Genomic DNA, 16272 nt, shown 5'->3' on the forward strand with positions numbered 1-16272 from the left:
AGAATAGTTTGAGTAAGGAGGTAGCAGTCATGGTCAATCAACACCTCTTTTTATTTGGCGGTGGTCCCCCGTTCACGCCGGGTTTATGTCAAACGTTTGTTTCGTGTTTGAACGGGACACGTCCCGTCGCTTTACTGTATGTGCCGCGTCCCGGTTCGTCCTGGTCCGATTACGCGCCGATCTATACGGAGATGTTAACCGCTTGCGGCGCAACAGCATTTTTCCACTTGCCGTTGTCCGCAAGTCCAACAGACGACCAACTCGAGCAGCTGAGTACCTGCGCCGGCATCATCATCTCGGGTGGGGAAACGGAACTGTACCAACAATTCATCGTGCAGACGCCAATCGGAGCCATCGTTCAGGACCGGTTTCAGCACGGCGTCCCGGTCGCCGGTTTTTCCGCCGGCGCCTTACTGACACCGAACGAATGCCGAATTCCCGCGATCGATCAACGGGCGGGCAAGGCGCTCGTCCTTGAAGGACTCGGTCTAATGGACGCCGTGATTTCCGTCCACTATGACACATGGCAGGAAGAGACGAACTTGTTGCAGGCATTTGAAGCAACACAGAGTCGCTTCGGTTACGGCTTACCGGAGCAAACCGGTATTCATCTGCAAGACGGTCAGTTGATTCAACAAGAAGGACCGGAAGCAGTTGTACTGAAGCGAAAGGAGGAAATGACATGTCGACTATCGTAACAGCCGTCAAAGGGATCGTGCGGCACGACAACCGGATTTTAATCGTTCAGCGTGCTGCTGCCGACTCGGGTGGCGGAACGTGGGAATGTCCGGGTGGAAAAATCGATTTTGGCGAGCAACCGGAAGACAGTCTGATTCGTGAAATCCGGGAAGAAACGGGGTTGACGGTCACCGTCGACAAAATCGCTTATGCCTCGAGCATTCTGACACATCCCGATCGCCAGGTCATCCTGCTGGTCTACTTCTGTACAGCTGTGACCAGCAGTGTAATGTTATCAGAAGAGCATGACGCCTACTCATGGGCAGATGAACAGCTGATTCGGCAACAGATTGCGCCGAGCATCTTAACTGCCTTTGAACGGCATCAGATTTTTCAGCAGCTTGTCTTAACATAGGTGTTCCATACATTCTGCATTACAAAAGGTGATCCTCCCGGAAAACGGGTGGATCACCTTTTCTGTCTGATTATGACTCGTTGAAACGGTACGTTCAGACAACGTGCTGCTAACAATTATTTTCTTGCATCATGCGTTAAAAAACGTCGAAATTCGTATAAAAAAACAGACAGTACCACTACTACAATCACAGCGACGGCACTTATTCCTTTCGGTAAATCCAGTACACTAAACAATATTACGGCAATTCCTAAAATGATGAACGAGATACCATAATCCTTCATCCGTTTGGTCATACCATCCCTCCTCTGACATCGTCACGCTTCGCGATCTGTTCAGGTGGTGAATGCTTATTTTACACACTATTCCTATTTTAAAACAAGGTCACGCCCTTCTGCGATTTTCGAATCACTGTCTCCTGCCCTCGAAGTAATCTCCCATTTTTCGTTAACTTTATCTATTGTTCTATTAAGACCGCTAAATGTTAAAAATCACCTTGTATTCGGACTGGAAGATTTCTACAATGGACAAGTATGTCATGATACGCGAGGAGTCCACTGATGAAATCATCCTTTACTTATTTTGCTTTACCGTTAGCCGCCCTGTTGTTGACGGGATGTGCTGCGGAAGAATCATCTGCGCCGGCACCAAAGGTCGACCAGGCGGCGTCTCAAGAAACGCCTTCCGCAGAGAAGACCGAAGAAAAACAGCAAGAGACAACATCTGCTGATGTACCTTCCGCAGAAACTGCCGAGACAGAAGCAACGGAACCGATTCAGGAAAACGAGTCGACCGTCTCTTCCGAGGACAAGTCGTTCCCCGGCTATACACCCATTGAAGTCGACGGCGGCGACCTGTCCGGCGACCGGGAACCAAATGCCGTCGTGAACATCGGTTTTGGCGACCGCGAGTATTGGGCCTTTACAAATGAACACGCGCAACTCGTTAAAGTCACTGCCAAAAAAATCACGCTCCAGCAAGATACGGAAGACGTGACGTCATCCGGTCGCTATTATTCGGACGAAGCGAAGGTTCCGGGTGTCGAGAGTCCTCAGCTTGATGAAGGACATGTCATTGCCGATTCGCTCGGTGGTGTCTCGAACGCCTACAACATCACGCCGCAGGAGAGCACGCTCAATCGCCACGGCGATCAAGCCTATATGGAGAACAGTATCCGCCAGGCCGGTGAGGTGTCGGATTTTGAGGCGATCATCACCTATCCCGATACCAAGACGCAAATTCCGTCCCATTATCGGTACACGTATACGTTAAAGGGCAATGTCATCGTCGATGACTTCGACAATGTGAATCCGGATGAAGTCAATGCGGCACTCGGTTTGACAGAAGACGAGGACAAGACAGCAGAAGCTGCTGTTGAAACGGCACCTGCTCCAGACACGGGTGATGTCTCAACCGTCGACACTGACGGCAACGGACAAGTCACGATCCAAGAGGCGAAGGACGCCGGTTTCGCTATGCCGATCGCGGATGACCATTGGCTCTATCCCCATATGCGGGACAATGACCATGACGGGATGGTCGGCGAATAGTTTTACGTGCAGCATGAAACAGGCGGACTCCGAGGAGCCCGCCTGTTGGTGTTGGATTATTCTTCGCTGTAACCGACGACCTTGTTCCGTCCCGTCTGTTTCGCTTGATAAAGGGACTGATCGGCCTTTTGGACGACTTCAAACGATGTCTCACCTTGATCCGACGAGGCCGCCCCGATCGATAACGTGACATGGAATGCCGGATACGTGCTGAAGACAAAATGTTGATCGGCGCAGGCCAAGCGAATCGTTTCCCCGAGGCGGACGGCTTCTTTAAGCGGCATGTCCGGCAGCAAGACAACAAACTCTTCCCCGCCATAACGTCCCACAACGGCTTCGTCGGGACTACAGTGTTGCAACAGATGACTCAGTTGACGTAAGACGACGTCGCCGCCGTCATGGCCGTATGTATCATTGACCGATTTGAAGAAATCAATGTCGACGATCAGGACGGAGAACGCATAGCCGTGTTGGTCGTAATGCGCCAACGTCTCGTCGAGCTTTCGCCGATTGGCGAGATTCGTCAGTCCGTCGGTCAACGCCAGTTCCTGTTGCGTCTGGACGAACTGGAAGTGTTTGCGTAACTCCTGCAGGAAGCGGTACGTGACGTAGCCGCCAAACAAATTAAAAATAATATAGACAAATGCCATCTCCAAAAAGCGCATAAATGTATCCGTCAACAAATATAAGGCCGGTAGACTATACCCGATCCCGACTCCAAGGAGAACCAAATAATCCTTGAAGGTTTGGGCTGCAAATCGACGGTAAATACTTGCCGTGACAAGCAATGCCAAACAAATCAATGTGGCAAGAATCAACCCTTCATAGACCCCGGGCGGCGTAACCAGAAAACGTGCTCCGATGATCGCCGTCATCGTAATCCCACCACTGACCCAGCCGCCATAATAATAAGCCGTCACGAGCGCGACGAGCCGTAAATCAATTTTCGCCCCGTCATAGGTGATACTGTTCAAGACAAGCAATCCGCCGATCAGACCGGCAATTAGTCCTACCACTAAGCGAGTTCGAATAGGAGAATCCGCTGAAATCCGTTCCGTATGCCGAAGCGGTAAAAACGCAAACAAGAGGGATGTAATCAACAATGAAAAATTCAACAGAAACTGATTAAACTGACTCAACATGGCACCCTGACACCCCTTCGACTGACAAACTTCATACTTTGTATAGTTCTCTATCGGTTGATTTCAGTCCTTTTTCAAGCAGACCAAAGGTTTCCATTTTTGCAACGAGGGAAACATTCCATACAGGCTTTGCTTATTTTGGATAAGGGGGATTATTACAATGGACATGAAAGAGGAAAAAAAGAAAAGTAAGATGCCGTTTTTTGTTGTTCTCGTCATCATCATCTTTGTTGCCGTCGCCGCTGCCCTGATTATTTACGTCACATCCGAACCAAAAGAAGAAACACAACAGCTGCTCCAAATGACGACCAGTTTCGTCTCGACTTACCTGCCGCATGCCGGCTGACAGCGGACATCCTCGGATGTCCTTTTTTTGTGGGCTGAACCTTTACAAGAACGCTACATGTCCTTCATAAAATCTGCCCTCCCACTTCCCGATAGGAAGCATGGAGGCGTTGAACTACCTCCACCTACGCTTCACTTAGAGGTGAAGGATTCCTGAGTTATCCGACCTAACGGTCGAAACCTGATCAGGCTAACCCCGTCGTCCCGACGGTTGAAGAAGCTAAGATACGTTCGGCTTCTTGTTTGAGATTCAGTCCTGCGTTCACATCCCGGTCGTGATGGATGCCGCAACTCGGGCATGTCCATTCACGCAAGCCGAGATGTTTCACGTCTTTGTGTTGATGTCCGCAACTGGAGCACAGTTGACTGGAAGCAAAGGTCTTGCCGACTTTCACGACGGTCTTCCCGTACCATTCTGCCTTGTATTCCAGCATACGGAAGAACTCCGACCAGCTGACGTCAGAGATGGCCTTGCTCAACTTACGATTCTTCTGCATGTTCTTCACCTGCAAGGTCTCAATCCCGATGACATCGTGGTTTTGGACGATCTCGGTCGATACCTTGTGCAGGAAGTCAGTGCGCTTGTTGACAATCTTCTCGTGGATACGCGCAACCTTCCGCTTTTGCTTCTGATAGTTCTTCGACTCGGAAAGCTTCACTTTCTTGTTCAGAGCGATGCGTTGACGGCGGGAGAGCTTACGCTGTTCGCGCGCCAGTTTCTTCTCAAGTGTTCGGAAGTAACAGTCGTTCTTGTACATCGTTCCGTCCGACAGGATGGCGAAGTTCTTGAGTCCGACGTCGACACCGACAGATGAACCGGTCTTCGGCAGTTCGTGGATTTCCTGCTCGACGAGCAGGGAGACGAAGTATTTTCCTGAAGTATTGCGTCGGATCGTGGCGTTCAAGATACGGCCTGTGACCTGTTTCGAATGGGCGAAACGTACCCATTTCAGTTTTGGCAGTTTGAGCTTGTTGCATTCAATCGAGACTTCAGGAAGCTGGTTTTTACCTTGGATGTTGGTCTTGTATGACTGGACGGGATTGCGCTTGGACTTGAAACGAGGGCGTTCGTTCTGCTTCTTGAAGAAGCGGTCAAACGCATCAGCAAGATGCTTGACGCTGATCTGAACAGATGTGCTATCGACTTCCTTCAACCAGTCGAACTCCTGCTTCAACATAGGAATTTCTTTGGAACAAGAACCGTAGGACAGACCTCTTCCAGTGGTCTTGTACATTTCATCCCACTTCGCTAAGAAGTGGTTGAAGATGAAGCGCGAACACCCAATCGTCTTCGCAATCAGGATTTCCTGCTCTTTTGTGGGGTAGATTCTGAATTTGTAGGCCTTGTGCTTCAACACCATTTTTCACCTCCTTCAAAGAGAATATACCCGAAAGGCAGGCTGGCGATTCATCTCCCACTTTTGATAAACGGACCCTGTGCTTGAGGCACGGGGTCTGTTTATCTTTTAACTAATATACCGGGCTTCCTTTTTGTCGATGATGTTGCGAATCCGGTTTTCCGTCACCTGATAGGTCAACGCCAACCGGCGAATCGAAAGTCCGGTTTGATACCGACGCCGAATGTCCCGGATCTGCTGCGGCGACAATTCGATATGTTGCGTCAATAACAGGTCGAACTCGTCGAGGAGCGACGCGTACGCTTGACTCGTCGACGGTCTGACGGTCAGATTGTCGATTTGATCGTTTACACGATCACCGTCCGCCCGGATAATCCGGTCGTGCGTGGCCTCGGAATCGAGAAACGCTTTGGCGACAAGCTCGGCGATATAAAACCGTTCCCCGCGTCCTTGTTTGTACAACGTCACTTTCCGGTAACCTTCTTGATTGATTCGCGGGCGCAACACGACACCTTGCCGTCGTTGTTTAACACCACGACTCGTCTCGATGGTCCGGTCGAGCGACCGGACGTTCCCTGATGTTGAGACTTGATACATGCCTGCATAGCCCTGTACTGCCTTCCAATATTCCATATAATCAATGACCTCCATTCGGTCCTAAAACGACAACATTTCCTACTGCCATTATACCATTTAACGAACAAACGTTCTAATAGGAACACTCTGTTTTTCTGTGCTAGTATTAACAAAAAAAGGAAGAGGTGTCAGGATGAAGTTTGTTATGTTACTTGGTCCGCAAGCGGTCGGCAAAATGACGATTGGTCAGGAACTCGAACAAAAAACGGGCATGAAATTATTCCACAACCATCAGACGATCGACTTGTTGCATCCGTATTTTGATTTCACGAAACCGGCGCATCATAAACTGAAGGACTTGATCCGGCGGGAAATGTTCAAGGAAATGGCGGTCAGTGATCTCGAAGGGGTCATTTTTACGTTTTTATGCTTGTTTGGCGTCGAAGACGGCGGCATCGAATTCATCGAAGAGACCGTTCAACTGTTTGAAGAAGCCGGTGCCGAAGTCTTCATCGTTGAACTGGAAGCCGAACTGTCCACCCGTCTGGCCCGAAACCAGACCGAGAACCGTTTACTCCATAAGTTCACGAAACGGGACATCGCTGCGTCGGAAGCCAACTTGCTTGAAACCGCCGAACAGTACCGGACGCATTCGCTTCCGGGAGAACTGTCGTATCCCAACTATCTCCGTCTTGATACCGACAGACGTTCGGCCGGCGAAAGTGCCGAGACGATTTGTCGACACTTTAACTGGTCAACGAATCTGGTCGAACGATGAACCAATCCAAGCAGACGTATTTTCCGGTGTTCTTGACGCTCGGTTTGTTGCTGTTTAACATGTTGACGTCCTATTTGCTGAGCGGACGGTTTTTCCCGAATCTCAGCCTGTGGGTGCCGATTGGTCTCAACATCTTGGTCGGACTCGGGTATATCGTTTCGCTGGTGCTTGGTCTCCGGTCGACAAATAACTACGTCAAATGGTTCAGTGTCTTCGCAAACATCGCTTTTTTACTGTCATTATCCGTCATCACCTTTTTATTGTTGCTCGCAAACGGCATCTCAGAACCGTAATCCGGACACGAAAAACCGTCTCTTCAGAAGCACGTTTTCTGAGGAAACGGTTTTATTTTTGCCTATCCAAAAAAATCGTCGACTCCACTCGACTTCTACAGGAAAAGGAAGCGTGCTTCCGTCAGGAACAGGCGAGACCCGGTCGTCCTCGGACGACCGCGGCTTGCGTTCCGCCTGAGAAAAGCGAGCGGAGGAAAGACGATTCTTTTTTTATCATTCAATGCATCAAGTCACGCCGAAAGACCGGTCCGTCCGCACGAAAGCCATTTCGGAGCCAAACCGCTGCTTCTCCGTCCCGTCCGATCACAAACGGCAATAACAACGTCCGGGCGAGATACGCGACGATGACCGTCAACGCTTCTTCGATGTAGCCCGCCCGGTCGGTCGGATCAATTGCGTCATAACTGAGTTGCTGACCGCTGAACTGAATCGTCGCAATCTGTTGTCTCTCCCGTGTCTGCAGTGTCCAGATACAACCGTCCGTCGTATCTGCTGCTTCAATGTGCAGGCGGGACGTCGTAAAGTCCGGATGGCGACCGTTCATTCTGTTTCCTCCTCTACGTCAAAAGCTGCCGTCGCGTAGGCTTTACCGTTAATCAGAATCGTCAGCTGATGTGTACCCGGATAATGGACGCGTGTCGTCAAGTTCCGGAACGACTGCCGTTTCGTAAACGTCTCCCGTCCAATCACTTGCCGTTCACTGATCCGGAAGACCTTTTGACTTGTCCCCCGCTTTTTGACATAGTCGATCGCATATTCAATTCGCAGGACTTGCGGTTCGGTTGTCGCAAGGGCAAAGGTAAACGTCAGTTCCCCGCCAATCGGCAACGCGGGTGTCACCGTCAGTTCGTCGACCGTCACCGTCCCCCGCGTGACGAGACCAAACGCCTTCAAGACGTCCGGATGTCCCTGTTTCAGGAGTGTCCGTGAAGCATGCCGTAAAATCCAGTCCGTATGCGGATGGTTCCCGAGCTGTTCCAAGCGTTCGATGACGAGTTCCGGATGGGTCTTCGCGATATCGTTTAAATGATTGGCGACACTTTTGCGGACGTAAAGCGCCTCGTCCTGCAACAAGTCATCTAAAATCGGCAGGACCGGACGCGGATCGGCAATCAACGCCGGTATCCGTTGCCCCCACGGCAGGCGCGGACGGGTTCCTTCTGACGCCAAGCGCCGGACGTGCTCGTCACTCGACTGACTCCACCGGACCGCGAGTTCTAAAAACCGGTCTTGATCTTCGAGCAGAAACCGCCGGACCGCAAACTCCGACGTCGAGTGCCGGGTCAACCTTTCCAGTGCTACCATTGCCCGGTCCCAGGCATCACTCGGCGCATAAACTTCGATGTAGTCCGGAAAAACGATGCCCGGCAGTCCCGGAAACTCCGGAGCGATCGTTTCTAGATGCGTCGCCGCTTGCTCAAAATCAGCCGGCAAATAACGGTTAAGTTCAGTCGCAATCCGGCGGACCCGTTGCTTAAACGCCAGCTCTTCCCAGTCCCCTTGTTGCACGATGTCTCTAAAGTCCGGTGCCTGCACCGCCTCCCCTAATCGGTGCAACCAGTCTGGTGTAAACACATCTTTAATCAAACTCATATGTGATTCAATCCTCTCTTCGTCCGTTCTAATTTTAATAAGGCCGCTTTTCGTGCCAAGCCACCGGCATATCCGCCGAGATCGCCCGTCAAGCGGATGACCCGGTGACACGGAATGATCAATGCCAATTGATTGGCGCCGTTTGCCCGGGCGACAGCACGGACGGCTGCCGGATTGCCGACGCGGACAGCGAGTTCCTGATAGGAAATCGTCTTCCCCGCCGGAATTTGTTGCAACTGTTCCCAGACCTGTCTCTGGAACGGCGTCCCGTACAGGACGAGCGGCACCTCGAACCGGTCAAGCGTTCCCGCAAAGTACGCGTCCAGTGCAGCTGTCACCTGCTCAAACACCGGTGTCTCACCGGGAATGATGACGGCGCGGGCTGCGAGCCGCAACCGTTCCACTTCCCGTTCGAGTCCGCGACGATCAACAAACTCGAGTAAGTGCAGTCCTTGTTCGTCGGCAATCGCCAACATCGGTCCGAGCGGCGTATCGAGCCACTTCGCTTGCAGGTATGTTCCGTCCCATCGTTTCGGTGTCTCGCCCATGATGCGGGCAAATGCATCGCGAAAACCACTGCTCGATTCATAGCCGCTTGCCAGTTGCGCCTCGATGACCGGTTGCCCCTTCCGGATTTCTTTCATCGCAAGGCCCATTCGCCGGGACCGGGCGTATTCGACGAACGTCATCCCGAACCGTTTTTTGAACTGCCGCCGGGCGGTCGAGGCATCGAGCCCCAGTTCCCGGAAGTCGGCGTCTTTGAACCGTTTCTCGGGACTCGCTTCGACGGCGGCAACCAAGCGGCTGATGACCTCACTGTCACCGGGATAGGCCAGTGGTTTACAGCGTAAACACGGACGGTAGGAGGCAAGTAACGCCTCTTTTGCCGTCTCAAAAAATTCACAGTTCTCCTGCTTCGGCTTCCGCGCCGGACAGGTCGGCCGGCAAAAGATTCCCGTCGTCTTGACTCCGACAAAAAACGTCCCTTCGTACGAGCTGTCTCGGCGGACGAGTGCTGCATAATAATCCGTTTCCGGTAAGTTATTCATCTCATGCCCTCCCCTTCTTTTCCTCAGTATACCGAGTTTACCCTCCTGCATGTCGCCGAAAATCAGGCATGGATCTTTTCTTAAGACAAACTTAAGAAAACTCTCCTGTTTGTGAAAGATATGCCCTGTATCATCGATGGTATACTCAAGAAGAAAGTAGGTTTCGCATGTTTGATTTTTTGAAAGAAGCCATCCAATCCCCGAAAACAATCGGCGCGATTGCCCCAAGCAGTTCCCGGTTAGCGAACATGATGGCGCAGCGGGCGGTCGCTGACCGGCCAGCCGTCATCGTCGAAGTCGGTGCCGGTGACGGGGCGATTACCCAAGCCTTATTGCGCGCGCGACACCCGGAAACGACTTTATTGATCTGTGAACAAAATCCGGTGTTTCAAGAAGCCTTGGCGAAGCTGTTAGCTGATGAGACGAACGTCGAACTGTTCATCGGCGACATTCAAAACTGTCCGGAAGACTGGCATCATCAGGCCGGTGTCCTGGTCAGCGGCTTACCATTCGCTTCGTTCCCGCTTCCGTTACGCCATGACTTGCTCGAAACCTTCCAGACCCTGTTGCAACCAGGCGGTCATTTCATCGCCTTTCAATATACCAAACTCCATTTCAAGACATTCCGCCGGTATTTCTTTGAGCACAGTTATTCTTACACACTGCAAAACATGCCGCCCGCCTACGTCTTCGAAGGTGTCCAAAAGGAGGATCTCCCGTGCCCACAATCTTAATCGTCGATGATGAAGCCGATATCCGGCAATTGTTGCGACTGTATCTCCAAAACGAAAATTATTTGATTCTTGAAGCCGCCAACGGCGAAGAGGCCCTTGCACTTGTTCAGCAACAGCCGATCGATCTGATGGTCCTTGATGTCATGATGCCGGTCCGGGACGGCTTTTCAACCGTCCAAGCCATCCGGCAAGCGAACTATACCTTCCCGGTCCTGATGCTGACTGCAAAACAGGAGGATCTCGATAAAATCCAAGGGTTGACGTTCGGTGCCGATGACTACATCGGGAAACCGTTTAATCCGCTCGAAGTCATCGCCCGGATCAAAGCGATGCTCCGCCGGGTCGCCCAGTATCAAGTCCCGCTATCGGCAAGCAGCCTGCAAGTCGGTCCCTTCACCTTACGTCAGGAAGAGCGGGTCATCTTAAAAGAAACGACTCCCTTAGCCTTGACACGCCGGGAGTTTGACTGCCTGGCGCTTTTACTGAATCATCCGCGCCGCGTTTTTTCAGCCGATGAATTGTACGAACGGATTTGGCAGGAGGAAGCGCTCGGTTCCGCGACCAATGCCGTCATGGTCCTGATTCATAAGTTACGGGAAAAAATCGAGGACGTTCCGAAAGAGCCGCGTCACCTCCAAACCGTTTGGGGCGTCGGCTACAAGGTCGAGCCATGAGACGTTTCCGCTTCAAACTGACTTCCTGGATGACGGTCCTGTTGTTGGCCGCAGCGTTTCTGAGTACGGCATTGGCCTGGTTGATTGCGAGCCAACTCCCGCTCGGAACAAAAAACGTCCCCCGTTATTATTATCCGACGGAACAGGACATTACGCAGCGGGTCGAGCGCGATATCAAACGGTACGAATCCGGTCAGACTCCGAACGGTGATTACGAGTGGGCCGTCTATCGGTCCAACGGGACGCGGGTCGACGCCTCACCCGACTTTCCGCGGACGATGACCCCAAGTCGCTTATTAGCCGCGCAAACGCCGGGTGAACGGGATCCCTCTGACGAATCGGACGTGCGGACGCTGCATCATATGCAGGCGATTAACCTCGGTGAAGGTGCACCCGGTTATTTTCTTTCCATCGAAACGGTCACGCCCCGCCTGAATCAATACCAAGTCGGTAATTCAACAGCGTTTTTCTTTTTACAATTGGCCTTGTTCATCTTATTTTTATTTGGCATGACCCGCTGGATCGCCGGTCTGTTCCGCCAACTCGAGACGCGGCTCGAACGGCTCGTCGAACCGGACCACGCCGTCAGCCCGCTTCGTCCGGTCAAAGGACCGCGTGAGTTCAAAGCCTTTGCCCATTCGATTGAACGGGTCGGCGACGAACTCGATGTCCTCCGACGAAACGAGCAGGAACGTTTTACGGAACAACTCCGCTTGATCACCAGTCTGTCGCACGATCTACGCACCCCCCTGACATCGATTCAAGGATTCGTTCAGTGGTTGTCTGAACATCACACGACATTATCCGATCAGGAACGGACCGATGTGCTGGCAATCGTCAGCCGGCAATCGGAGACGCTCGCCTCACGAATTGAGGAGCTGTTCATGCTCGCAAAATTGTCGAATAAAGATTATCCGGTGCACATGACGTCCCTGGATTTCGTGACGCTCCTGCATCAGGTCGCTGAACAACACCCGGAAACGACCTATCAGTACACGGGACCGGCTCATCTGACTGTTCAGGCTGATCCCAACCTGTTGCGACGCTTGATTGAAAATCTTGTGCGCAATGCGACGCTTCACGGAACAGGTGATTTGTCGTTCGAAGTGCTCCAAGAAAGCGGTCACTTGACCTTCCGTTGCTCCAATGCCATCGCGGAGACCTTGACGCCGCATCAACTCACGGAACTGGCAACTCCTTTCGTCACGTCCGACATGTCACGATCCAATGGCGGATCCGGCATCGGTCTGTCGATCATCGAACAAATCGTTGCCCGGCACAACGGGACGATGCAATTAACGTCGGAACAAAACCGGTTTATCGTCTCGATTGTCTTGCCGGATGCTTATAAAGAGGGATGACGATACAGGATGAACTCAAAAAAATTGAGTTCATCCTTTTTGGTTGTTACTGGTTCGACACTCCTTCGGAAATGGAATTCGATACACTAGAGAATGTCATTCTTTAGGAACAGCCATGAAGGAGCTCCTTACTTATGAAATCATTCAACCGTTCGACCACATATATGCCCGGACTCGATGGTCTGCGTGCGTTTGCTGTCATCGCTGTCATTTTGTACCATCTGTCGGTACCGATGCTGACCGGCGGGTTTCTCGGCGTGGATGTGTTTTTTGTCCTGTCGGGTTACTTGATTACCGGCTTGTTGCTCAGTGAGTGGCAACAGACCGGTCGCATCGACTTAAAACGGTTTTGGGTGCACCGGTTCCGCCGGTTGTTCCCGCCTCTGTTCGTCCTGCTTGTTCTGGTCCTCAGTTATGTCACGTTGTTTGAACGGGACTTGTTGCATTCGCTTCGCCAGGACAACGTGGCGGCTCTGTTATATACGACGAACTGGTGGTATATCGTCCATGACGTCTCTTATTTCGAATTGTTCGGCAAACCGTCGCCGATTCAAAACCTGTGGTCGCTTGCGATCGAGGAACAGTTTTACTTGATATTTCCGATCGTGCTCAGTTTTGGACTCGGATCAAAACGGCTGTTGCTCCGGGGAATCGGACTCCTTGCCCTGCTGTCCGCACTCCTGATGGCGATTCTGTTTACGCCGGGTGCGGATCCGAGCCGTGTCTACTACGGGACCGATACCCGGTTGTTTGCCTTGTTGATCGGCAGTCTGCTTGCCTTTGCCTGGCGACCGGAACGGTTCAAGAAAGAGATTCCGTCACGGGGTGTCCGCTTATTGAACGTGACCGGTGCCGTGATTGTCCCGGTGCTTGTTGTGCTGATGCTCGTGACAAGCGAGTACGGTCGTTTTCTGTATTATGGCGGGTTTGTATTCGTCGCTGTCCTTGCGGCGTTATTGATCGCCGTCGTTGCTCATCCGGCGTCTTTTTGGAGCCGCTTGTTCGCAGCCCAGTGGCTGATCGCCGTCGGGAAACGGTCATACGGTCTCTATTTATGGCATTTCCCGCTGATCACCTTGATGACGCCCGTTGAACAAACCGGAACATTTTCCTGGCTCCGGAGTCTCGGGATTCTCGTCATCCTGATCGTCGTGACGGAACTGTCCTATCAGTTCGTCGAACGTCCGGTCCGCCGGCTTGGTCTGCTTGGATACATCCGACAATTTCAGATTCACCCGCGGACCTTCCGGCAGTTTTCCCGAACGAAGTGGGTCTCTGTTTCCATCGCCAGTCTGCTTCTCCTCAGCTTCATCGGGAATTTATCGATTCTTGCCGTATCGGACGAACCGGCTCAACAATCGATTCCGACAGTCGCGGCGCCGCATTCCAAACCGGCACTTGTCAAAAAGCCGACAACCCCGGTGCCGGAGAAACGTACACGGTCGATGTGCCGCCCGACGCTCGCGATCGGCGACTCGGTGTTGCTCGGAGTGGAAGATTATCTCGGCAGTACGCTTCAGCAAGTGACGATTGATGCCAAACTCGGACGTCAGCTCCGGGAAGCCATTCCGCTCAGCACAAAGTATGCGGCGTACAATCACACCGACCATCAAGTCCTCCTGCACCTCGGGACAAACGGCAGTTTCCGTCCCGAACAGTTAGAGGAATTACTCGACCGGTTCGCCAATGCCGATCAGGTGTACCTGGTGACGACACGGGTGCCGCGTCCGTGGGAACAAGAGGTCAACACGCTGCTGAAGCAAGCAGCTGAACGTAAACGGGTGTCGCTCATTGATTGGCATGCCGTTGCCGTCAAACATCCGTCCTACTTCGAACAGGACGGCGTCCACTTGAACATCAAAGGTGCCCGTGCCTATTCAAAGCTGCTCGCGAAAGCAACCGGGTGCGCGACTACAACAAAATGACACAACACAGCCACCATTCTCCGTCAGTCGAGAAGGTGGCTGTTTTAGAGCGTATAAACGAGTCCGATGTAGAGAAGGCTGACACCGAGCAGACTGAACAGGCAGCCGAGCACCAGCGGCAACCGCTTTTGGTACGTGAACACCAACAGAAGGACAGAGCTGATTCCAAGAGCAAGGACAAGCCCGTTTGACCACAACCACGTTTCTGCTTCAATCAGTGGTAAGACCGGCTGCTCTAAATTACTGAGTGTTGCACTGGCCAAAAATACGCCGAAAATCATGACACTTTCGAAGCGCAGACCGAGCCGCGGATCAAACGGTTCTGTTTTCTGAAGACGTCGCTTGACGAGCGTTCCGTTGATAAAGGCATAACCGAGCAACGGGATGAGCAAGAGGTGTTTCAGCAATAACGCTTGCCCGTACGGCAGATTCCATACATTGCGGTATTCGCTGATTGGTATGCTCGGACGCATCAAAAAGAAGCCCGTCACGACAACACCGACAAAGAGCACTTGCGCCAATGGACTGAACCAGCGTAAAAAGGCCGACCAATGTGCCGCATCCCGGGCACCCCATCCCACAACGAGCACCACGCCAATCCAAAGCGCCATCAGACTAAAATGACCGGTCTGCAGCATCAGACCCGGTACGCCGTGTTTGGCTGCCGCATGACTGGTGCCGGCAATTCCGAAAAACAACGGAATCGTTAAGCCAACAAGCAGCCATCGTTTGATGAAAACAAGTCGTTTTATACACACGATGATGATTGCCGTCAGCACTGAAAAATACACCAGTAAAAAATAGTGCCCGATCCGGACGTCAAACAGACTGGCGCGCAAGGCGTCTCGCACCGGCAAGTCGAGCTCGTGACGGAAATAGTCAAACACCCGTCCGAGCGGCAGACTGGTTCCGATGACGATGCTGATCAAGGCAACGAGTGCCAGTCCGTCGAGTGCACCCAGGGATGGTTTTTTATCCGGTGCGACAAATAGAAACACGAGTCGTCCCGCCCACAGCGCCCCGCCCAGATAGACGAGCAGTTCACCGACGATGCCGATCATGACCGTTTGCGGCGACGGAGTAATAACAGGGTCGCGACGATTGCCAGGACGAGTCCTGCAACGACCCACGGTAAGACGGTCGGAACGAGACCCGGTTTGACGGATTCCGTCGATTCCGTTGATTCCGTCGGGACGATGCTCGCCTGTTCGGTGTCGACGGTTGGTGCTGCTTCTTCGGCTTCTTCGACCGCTTCCGGTTGAACGGTTTCTTCCGTTGCCGGCATCGCTTCAAAACGAATCGTCCCTTCGACCGGATGACCATCTTCGGAAATCAACTTCCAGGTAATCAAGTAGGTGCCTTGCTCAAGTTCCTGCTTCAAGACCGCGCTTAACTCATTTCCGATGATCAACGGTTTTTCCAAAGGAACGGTTTCTCCTTCGGCTGTCTTCAGTTCGAGTGTGCTTGTTTTTTCGATTGGTGCATCAAACGTCAAGCGGATCCGTTCCACGTTTTCTGTTAAGACGGCTCCCTCTTCCGGATTGGAATTCGTCAGACTCGTGTGAGCCGAGACCGAAAACGGTTGAACGACGAACAAGACGAGAACGAGTAACATCAACCATTTGATCTTCATCCTAAACTCCTCCTTTACAGAAAATGTGTAGAAAAAGACCCGCTGTTTCCAGCGGGTTCGGTTGTCCGATTAGTGTTGTGAACGACGTCCGCGAAGTCCGAAGAATCCGAGGATGGATGCAGCGGCGATTCCGAGTAATGACCAGAGGATGCCGGCTGAAGATTGTGC

19 protein-coding genes are annotated in these 16272 nt (G+C 52.2%); 10 read left to right on the top strand and 9 right to left on the bottom strand.

The window, feature by feature from the left end:
• Positions 1-29 precede the first annotated feature (29 nt).
• Both D3D03_RS14200 and D3D03_RS14205 read left to right on the top strand, forming a co-directional pair.
• Positions 30-698: a Type 1 glutamine amidotransferase-like domain-containing protein gene (locus D3D03_RS14200; RefSeq protein WP_119923937.1), complete on the top strand. Its 669-nt coding sequence runs from the start codon at positions 30-32 to the stop codon at positions 696-698.
• Positions 683-1093 carry an NUDIX hydrolase gene (locus D3D03_RS14205; protein ID WP_119923938.1) on the top strand — a complete coding sequence of 137 codons (411 nt, stop codon included), beginning with the start codon at positions 683-685 and terminating at the stop codon, positions 1091-1093. The genes D3D03_RS14200 and D3D03_RS14205 overlap by 16 nt, the downstream gene beginning before the upstream one ends.
• A gap of 116 nt (positions 1094-1209) precedes the next feature.
• Here the strand turns inward: D3D03_RS14205 and D3D03_RS14210 are convergent, their stop codons facing one another.
• A complete protein-coding gene (locus D3D03_RS14210) occupies positions 1210-1389 on the bottom strand; it encodes a hypothetical protein (RefSeq protein WP_119923939.1) in 180 nt (59 codons plus the stop codon).
• Positions 1390-1653: 264 nt separating this feature from the next.
• On the opposite strand from D3D03_RS14210, the gene D3D03_RS14215 reads away from it, so the two are divergent.
• Positions 1654-2643, top strand: coding sequence for a DNA/RNA non-specific endonuclease (locus tag D3D03_RS14215; protein ID WP_119923940.1), 990 nt, complete (start codon positions 1654-1656; stop codon positions 2641-2643).
• 56 nt (positions 2644-2699) lie between these two features.
• On the opposite strand, the gene D3D03_RS14220 is transcribed toward D3D03_RS14215, so the two are convergent.
• Positions 2700-3785 carry a GGDEF domain-containing protein gene (locus D3D03_RS14220; protein WP_119923941.1) on the bottom strand — a complete coding sequence of 362 codons (1086 nt, stop codon included), beginning with the start codon at positions 3783-3785 and terminating at the stop codon, positions 2700-2702.
• Positions 3786-3945: 160 nt separating this feature from the next.
• On the opposite strand from D3D03_RS14220, the gene D3D03_RS14225 reads away from it, so the two are divergent.
• Positions 3946-4131, top strand: a complete 186-nt coding sequence (locus D3D03_RS14225) for a hypothetical protein (RefSeq protein ID WP_119923942.1) — start codon at positions 3946-3948, stop codon at positions 4129-4131.
• A 184-nt stretch (positions 4132-4315) separates the two neighbouring features.
• On the opposite strand, the gene tnpB is transcribed toward D3D03_RS14225, so the two are convergent.
• Positions 4316-5488, bottom strand: a complete 1173-nt coding sequence (gene tnpB / locus D3D03_RS14230) for an IS200/IS605 family element RNA-guided endonuclease TnpB (RefSeq protein WP_119923959.1) — start codon at positions 5486-5488, stop codon at positions 4316-4318.
• A 108-nt stretch (positions 5489-5596) separates the two neighbouring features.
• The gene (locus D3D03_RS14235) at positions 5597-6121 is read right to left on the bottom strand and encodes an NUMOD4 domain-containing protein (protein ID WP_158583705.1); all 525 of its coding nucleotides are present in this window, start codon (positions 6119-6121) and stop codon (positions 5597-5599) included.
• A 136-nt stretch (positions 6122-6257) separates the two neighbouring features.
• On the opposite strand from D3D03_RS14235, the gene D3D03_RS14240 reads away from it, so the two are divergent.
• Positions 6258-6842, top strand: a complete 585-nt coding sequence (locus D3D03_RS14240; RefSeq protein ID WP_119923944.1) for a DEAD/DEAH box helicase family protein — start codon at positions 6258-6260, stop codon at positions 6840-6842.
• Positions 6839-7135 (top strand): hypothetical protein, encoded by a 297-nt coding sequence (locus tag D3D03_RS14245; protein WP_119923945.1) that lies wholly within the window; start codon positions 6839-6841, stop codon positions 7133-7135. Before D3D03_RS14240 ends, D3D03_RS14245 begins: the two co-directional genes overlap by 4 nt.
• A gap of 217 nt (positions 7136-7352) precedes the next feature.
• Here the strand turns inward: D3D03_RS14245 and D3D03_RS14250 are convergent, their stop codons facing one another.
• Genes D3D03_RS14250 through D3D03_RS14260 form a run of 3 tightly spaced genes read right to left on the bottom strand, consistent with a single transcriptional unit; the run spans position 7353 to position 9777 of the window.
• Complete coding sequence (locus D3D03_RS14250; RefSeq protein ID WP_119923946.1) at positions 7353-7679, bottom strand: hypothetical protein; 327 nt, start codon at positions 7677-7679, stop codon at positions 7353-7355.
• The gene (locus D3D03_RS14255) at positions 7676-8728 is read right to left on the bottom strand and encodes a DNA alkylation repair protein (RefSeq protein WP_028107112.1); all 1053 of its coding nucleotides are present in this window, start codon (positions 8726-8728) and stop codon (positions 7676-7678) included. Before D3D03_RS14255 ends, D3D03_RS14250 begins: the two co-directional genes overlap by 4 nt.
• On the bottom strand, positions 8725-9777 hold the full coding sequence (locus D3D03_RS14260; RefSeq protein ID WP_119923947.1) for a bifunctional transcriptional activator/DNA repair enzyme AdaA: 1053 nt from the start codon (positions 9775-9777) through the stop codon (positions 8725-8727). Before D3D03_RS14260 ends, D3D03_RS14255 begins: the two co-directional genes overlap by 4 nt.
• 167 nt (positions 9778-9944) lie before the next feature.
• Here D3D03_RS14260 and D3D03_RS14265 point away from each other — a divergent pair, with 167 nt between their 5' ends.
• The 4 genes from D3D03_RS14265 (at position 9945) to D3D03_RS14280 (ending at position 14471) form a co-directional block, all read left to right on the top strand.
• Positions 9945-10511: a class I SAM-dependent methyltransferase gene (locus D3D03_RS14265; RefSeq protein ID WP_119923948.1), complete on the top strand. Its 567-nt coding sequence runs from the start codon at positions 9945-9947 to the stop codon at positions 10509-10511.
• On the top strand, positions 10496-11185 hold the full coding sequence (locus D3D03_RS14270) for a response regulator transcription factor (protein WP_026834125.1): 690 nt from the start codon (positions 10496-10498) through the stop codon (positions 11183-11185). Before D3D03_RS14265 ends, D3D03_RS14270 begins: the two co-directional genes overlap by 16 nt.
• Entirely contained in the window at positions 11182-12546 is a 1365-nt protein-coding gene (locus D3D03_RS14275) for a sensor histidine kinase (RefSeq protein WP_119923949.1), read from the top strand. The genes D3D03_RS14270 and D3D03_RS14275 overlap by 4 nt, the downstream gene beginning before the upstream one ends.
• Positions 12547-12680: 134 nt before the next feature.
• Positions 12681-14471, top strand: a complete 1791-nt coding sequence (locus D3D03_RS14280; protein WP_119923950.1) for an acyltransferase family protein — start codon at positions 12681-12683, stop codon at positions 14469-14471.
• 44 nt (positions 14472-14515) lie between these two features.
• Here the strand turns inward: D3D03_RS14280 and D3D03_RS14285 are convergent, their stop codons facing one another.
• Together D3D03_RS14285 and D3D03_RS14290 are read right to left on the bottom strand one after the other, a co-directional pair.
• Entirely contained in the window at positions 14516-15532 is a 1017-nt protein-coding gene (locus D3D03_RS14285; protein ID WP_119923951.1) for a CopD family protein, read from the bottom strand.
• Entirely contained in the window at positions 15529-16104 is a 576-nt protein-coding gene (locus tag D3D03_RS14290; protein WP_119923952.1) for a copper resistance CopC family protein, read from the bottom strand. The genes D3D03_RS14285 and D3D03_RS14290 overlap by 4 nt, the downstream gene beginning before the upstream one ends.
• Between the last annotated feature and the right edge of the window lie 168 nt (positions 16105-16272).

This window comes from Exiguobacterium sp. RIT452, from assembly GCF_003598705.1.
In the GTDB taxonomy this organism is placed as follows: Bacteria; Bacillota; Bacilli; order Exiguobacteriales; family Exiguobacteriaceae; genus Exiguobacterium_A; species Exiguobacterium_A undae.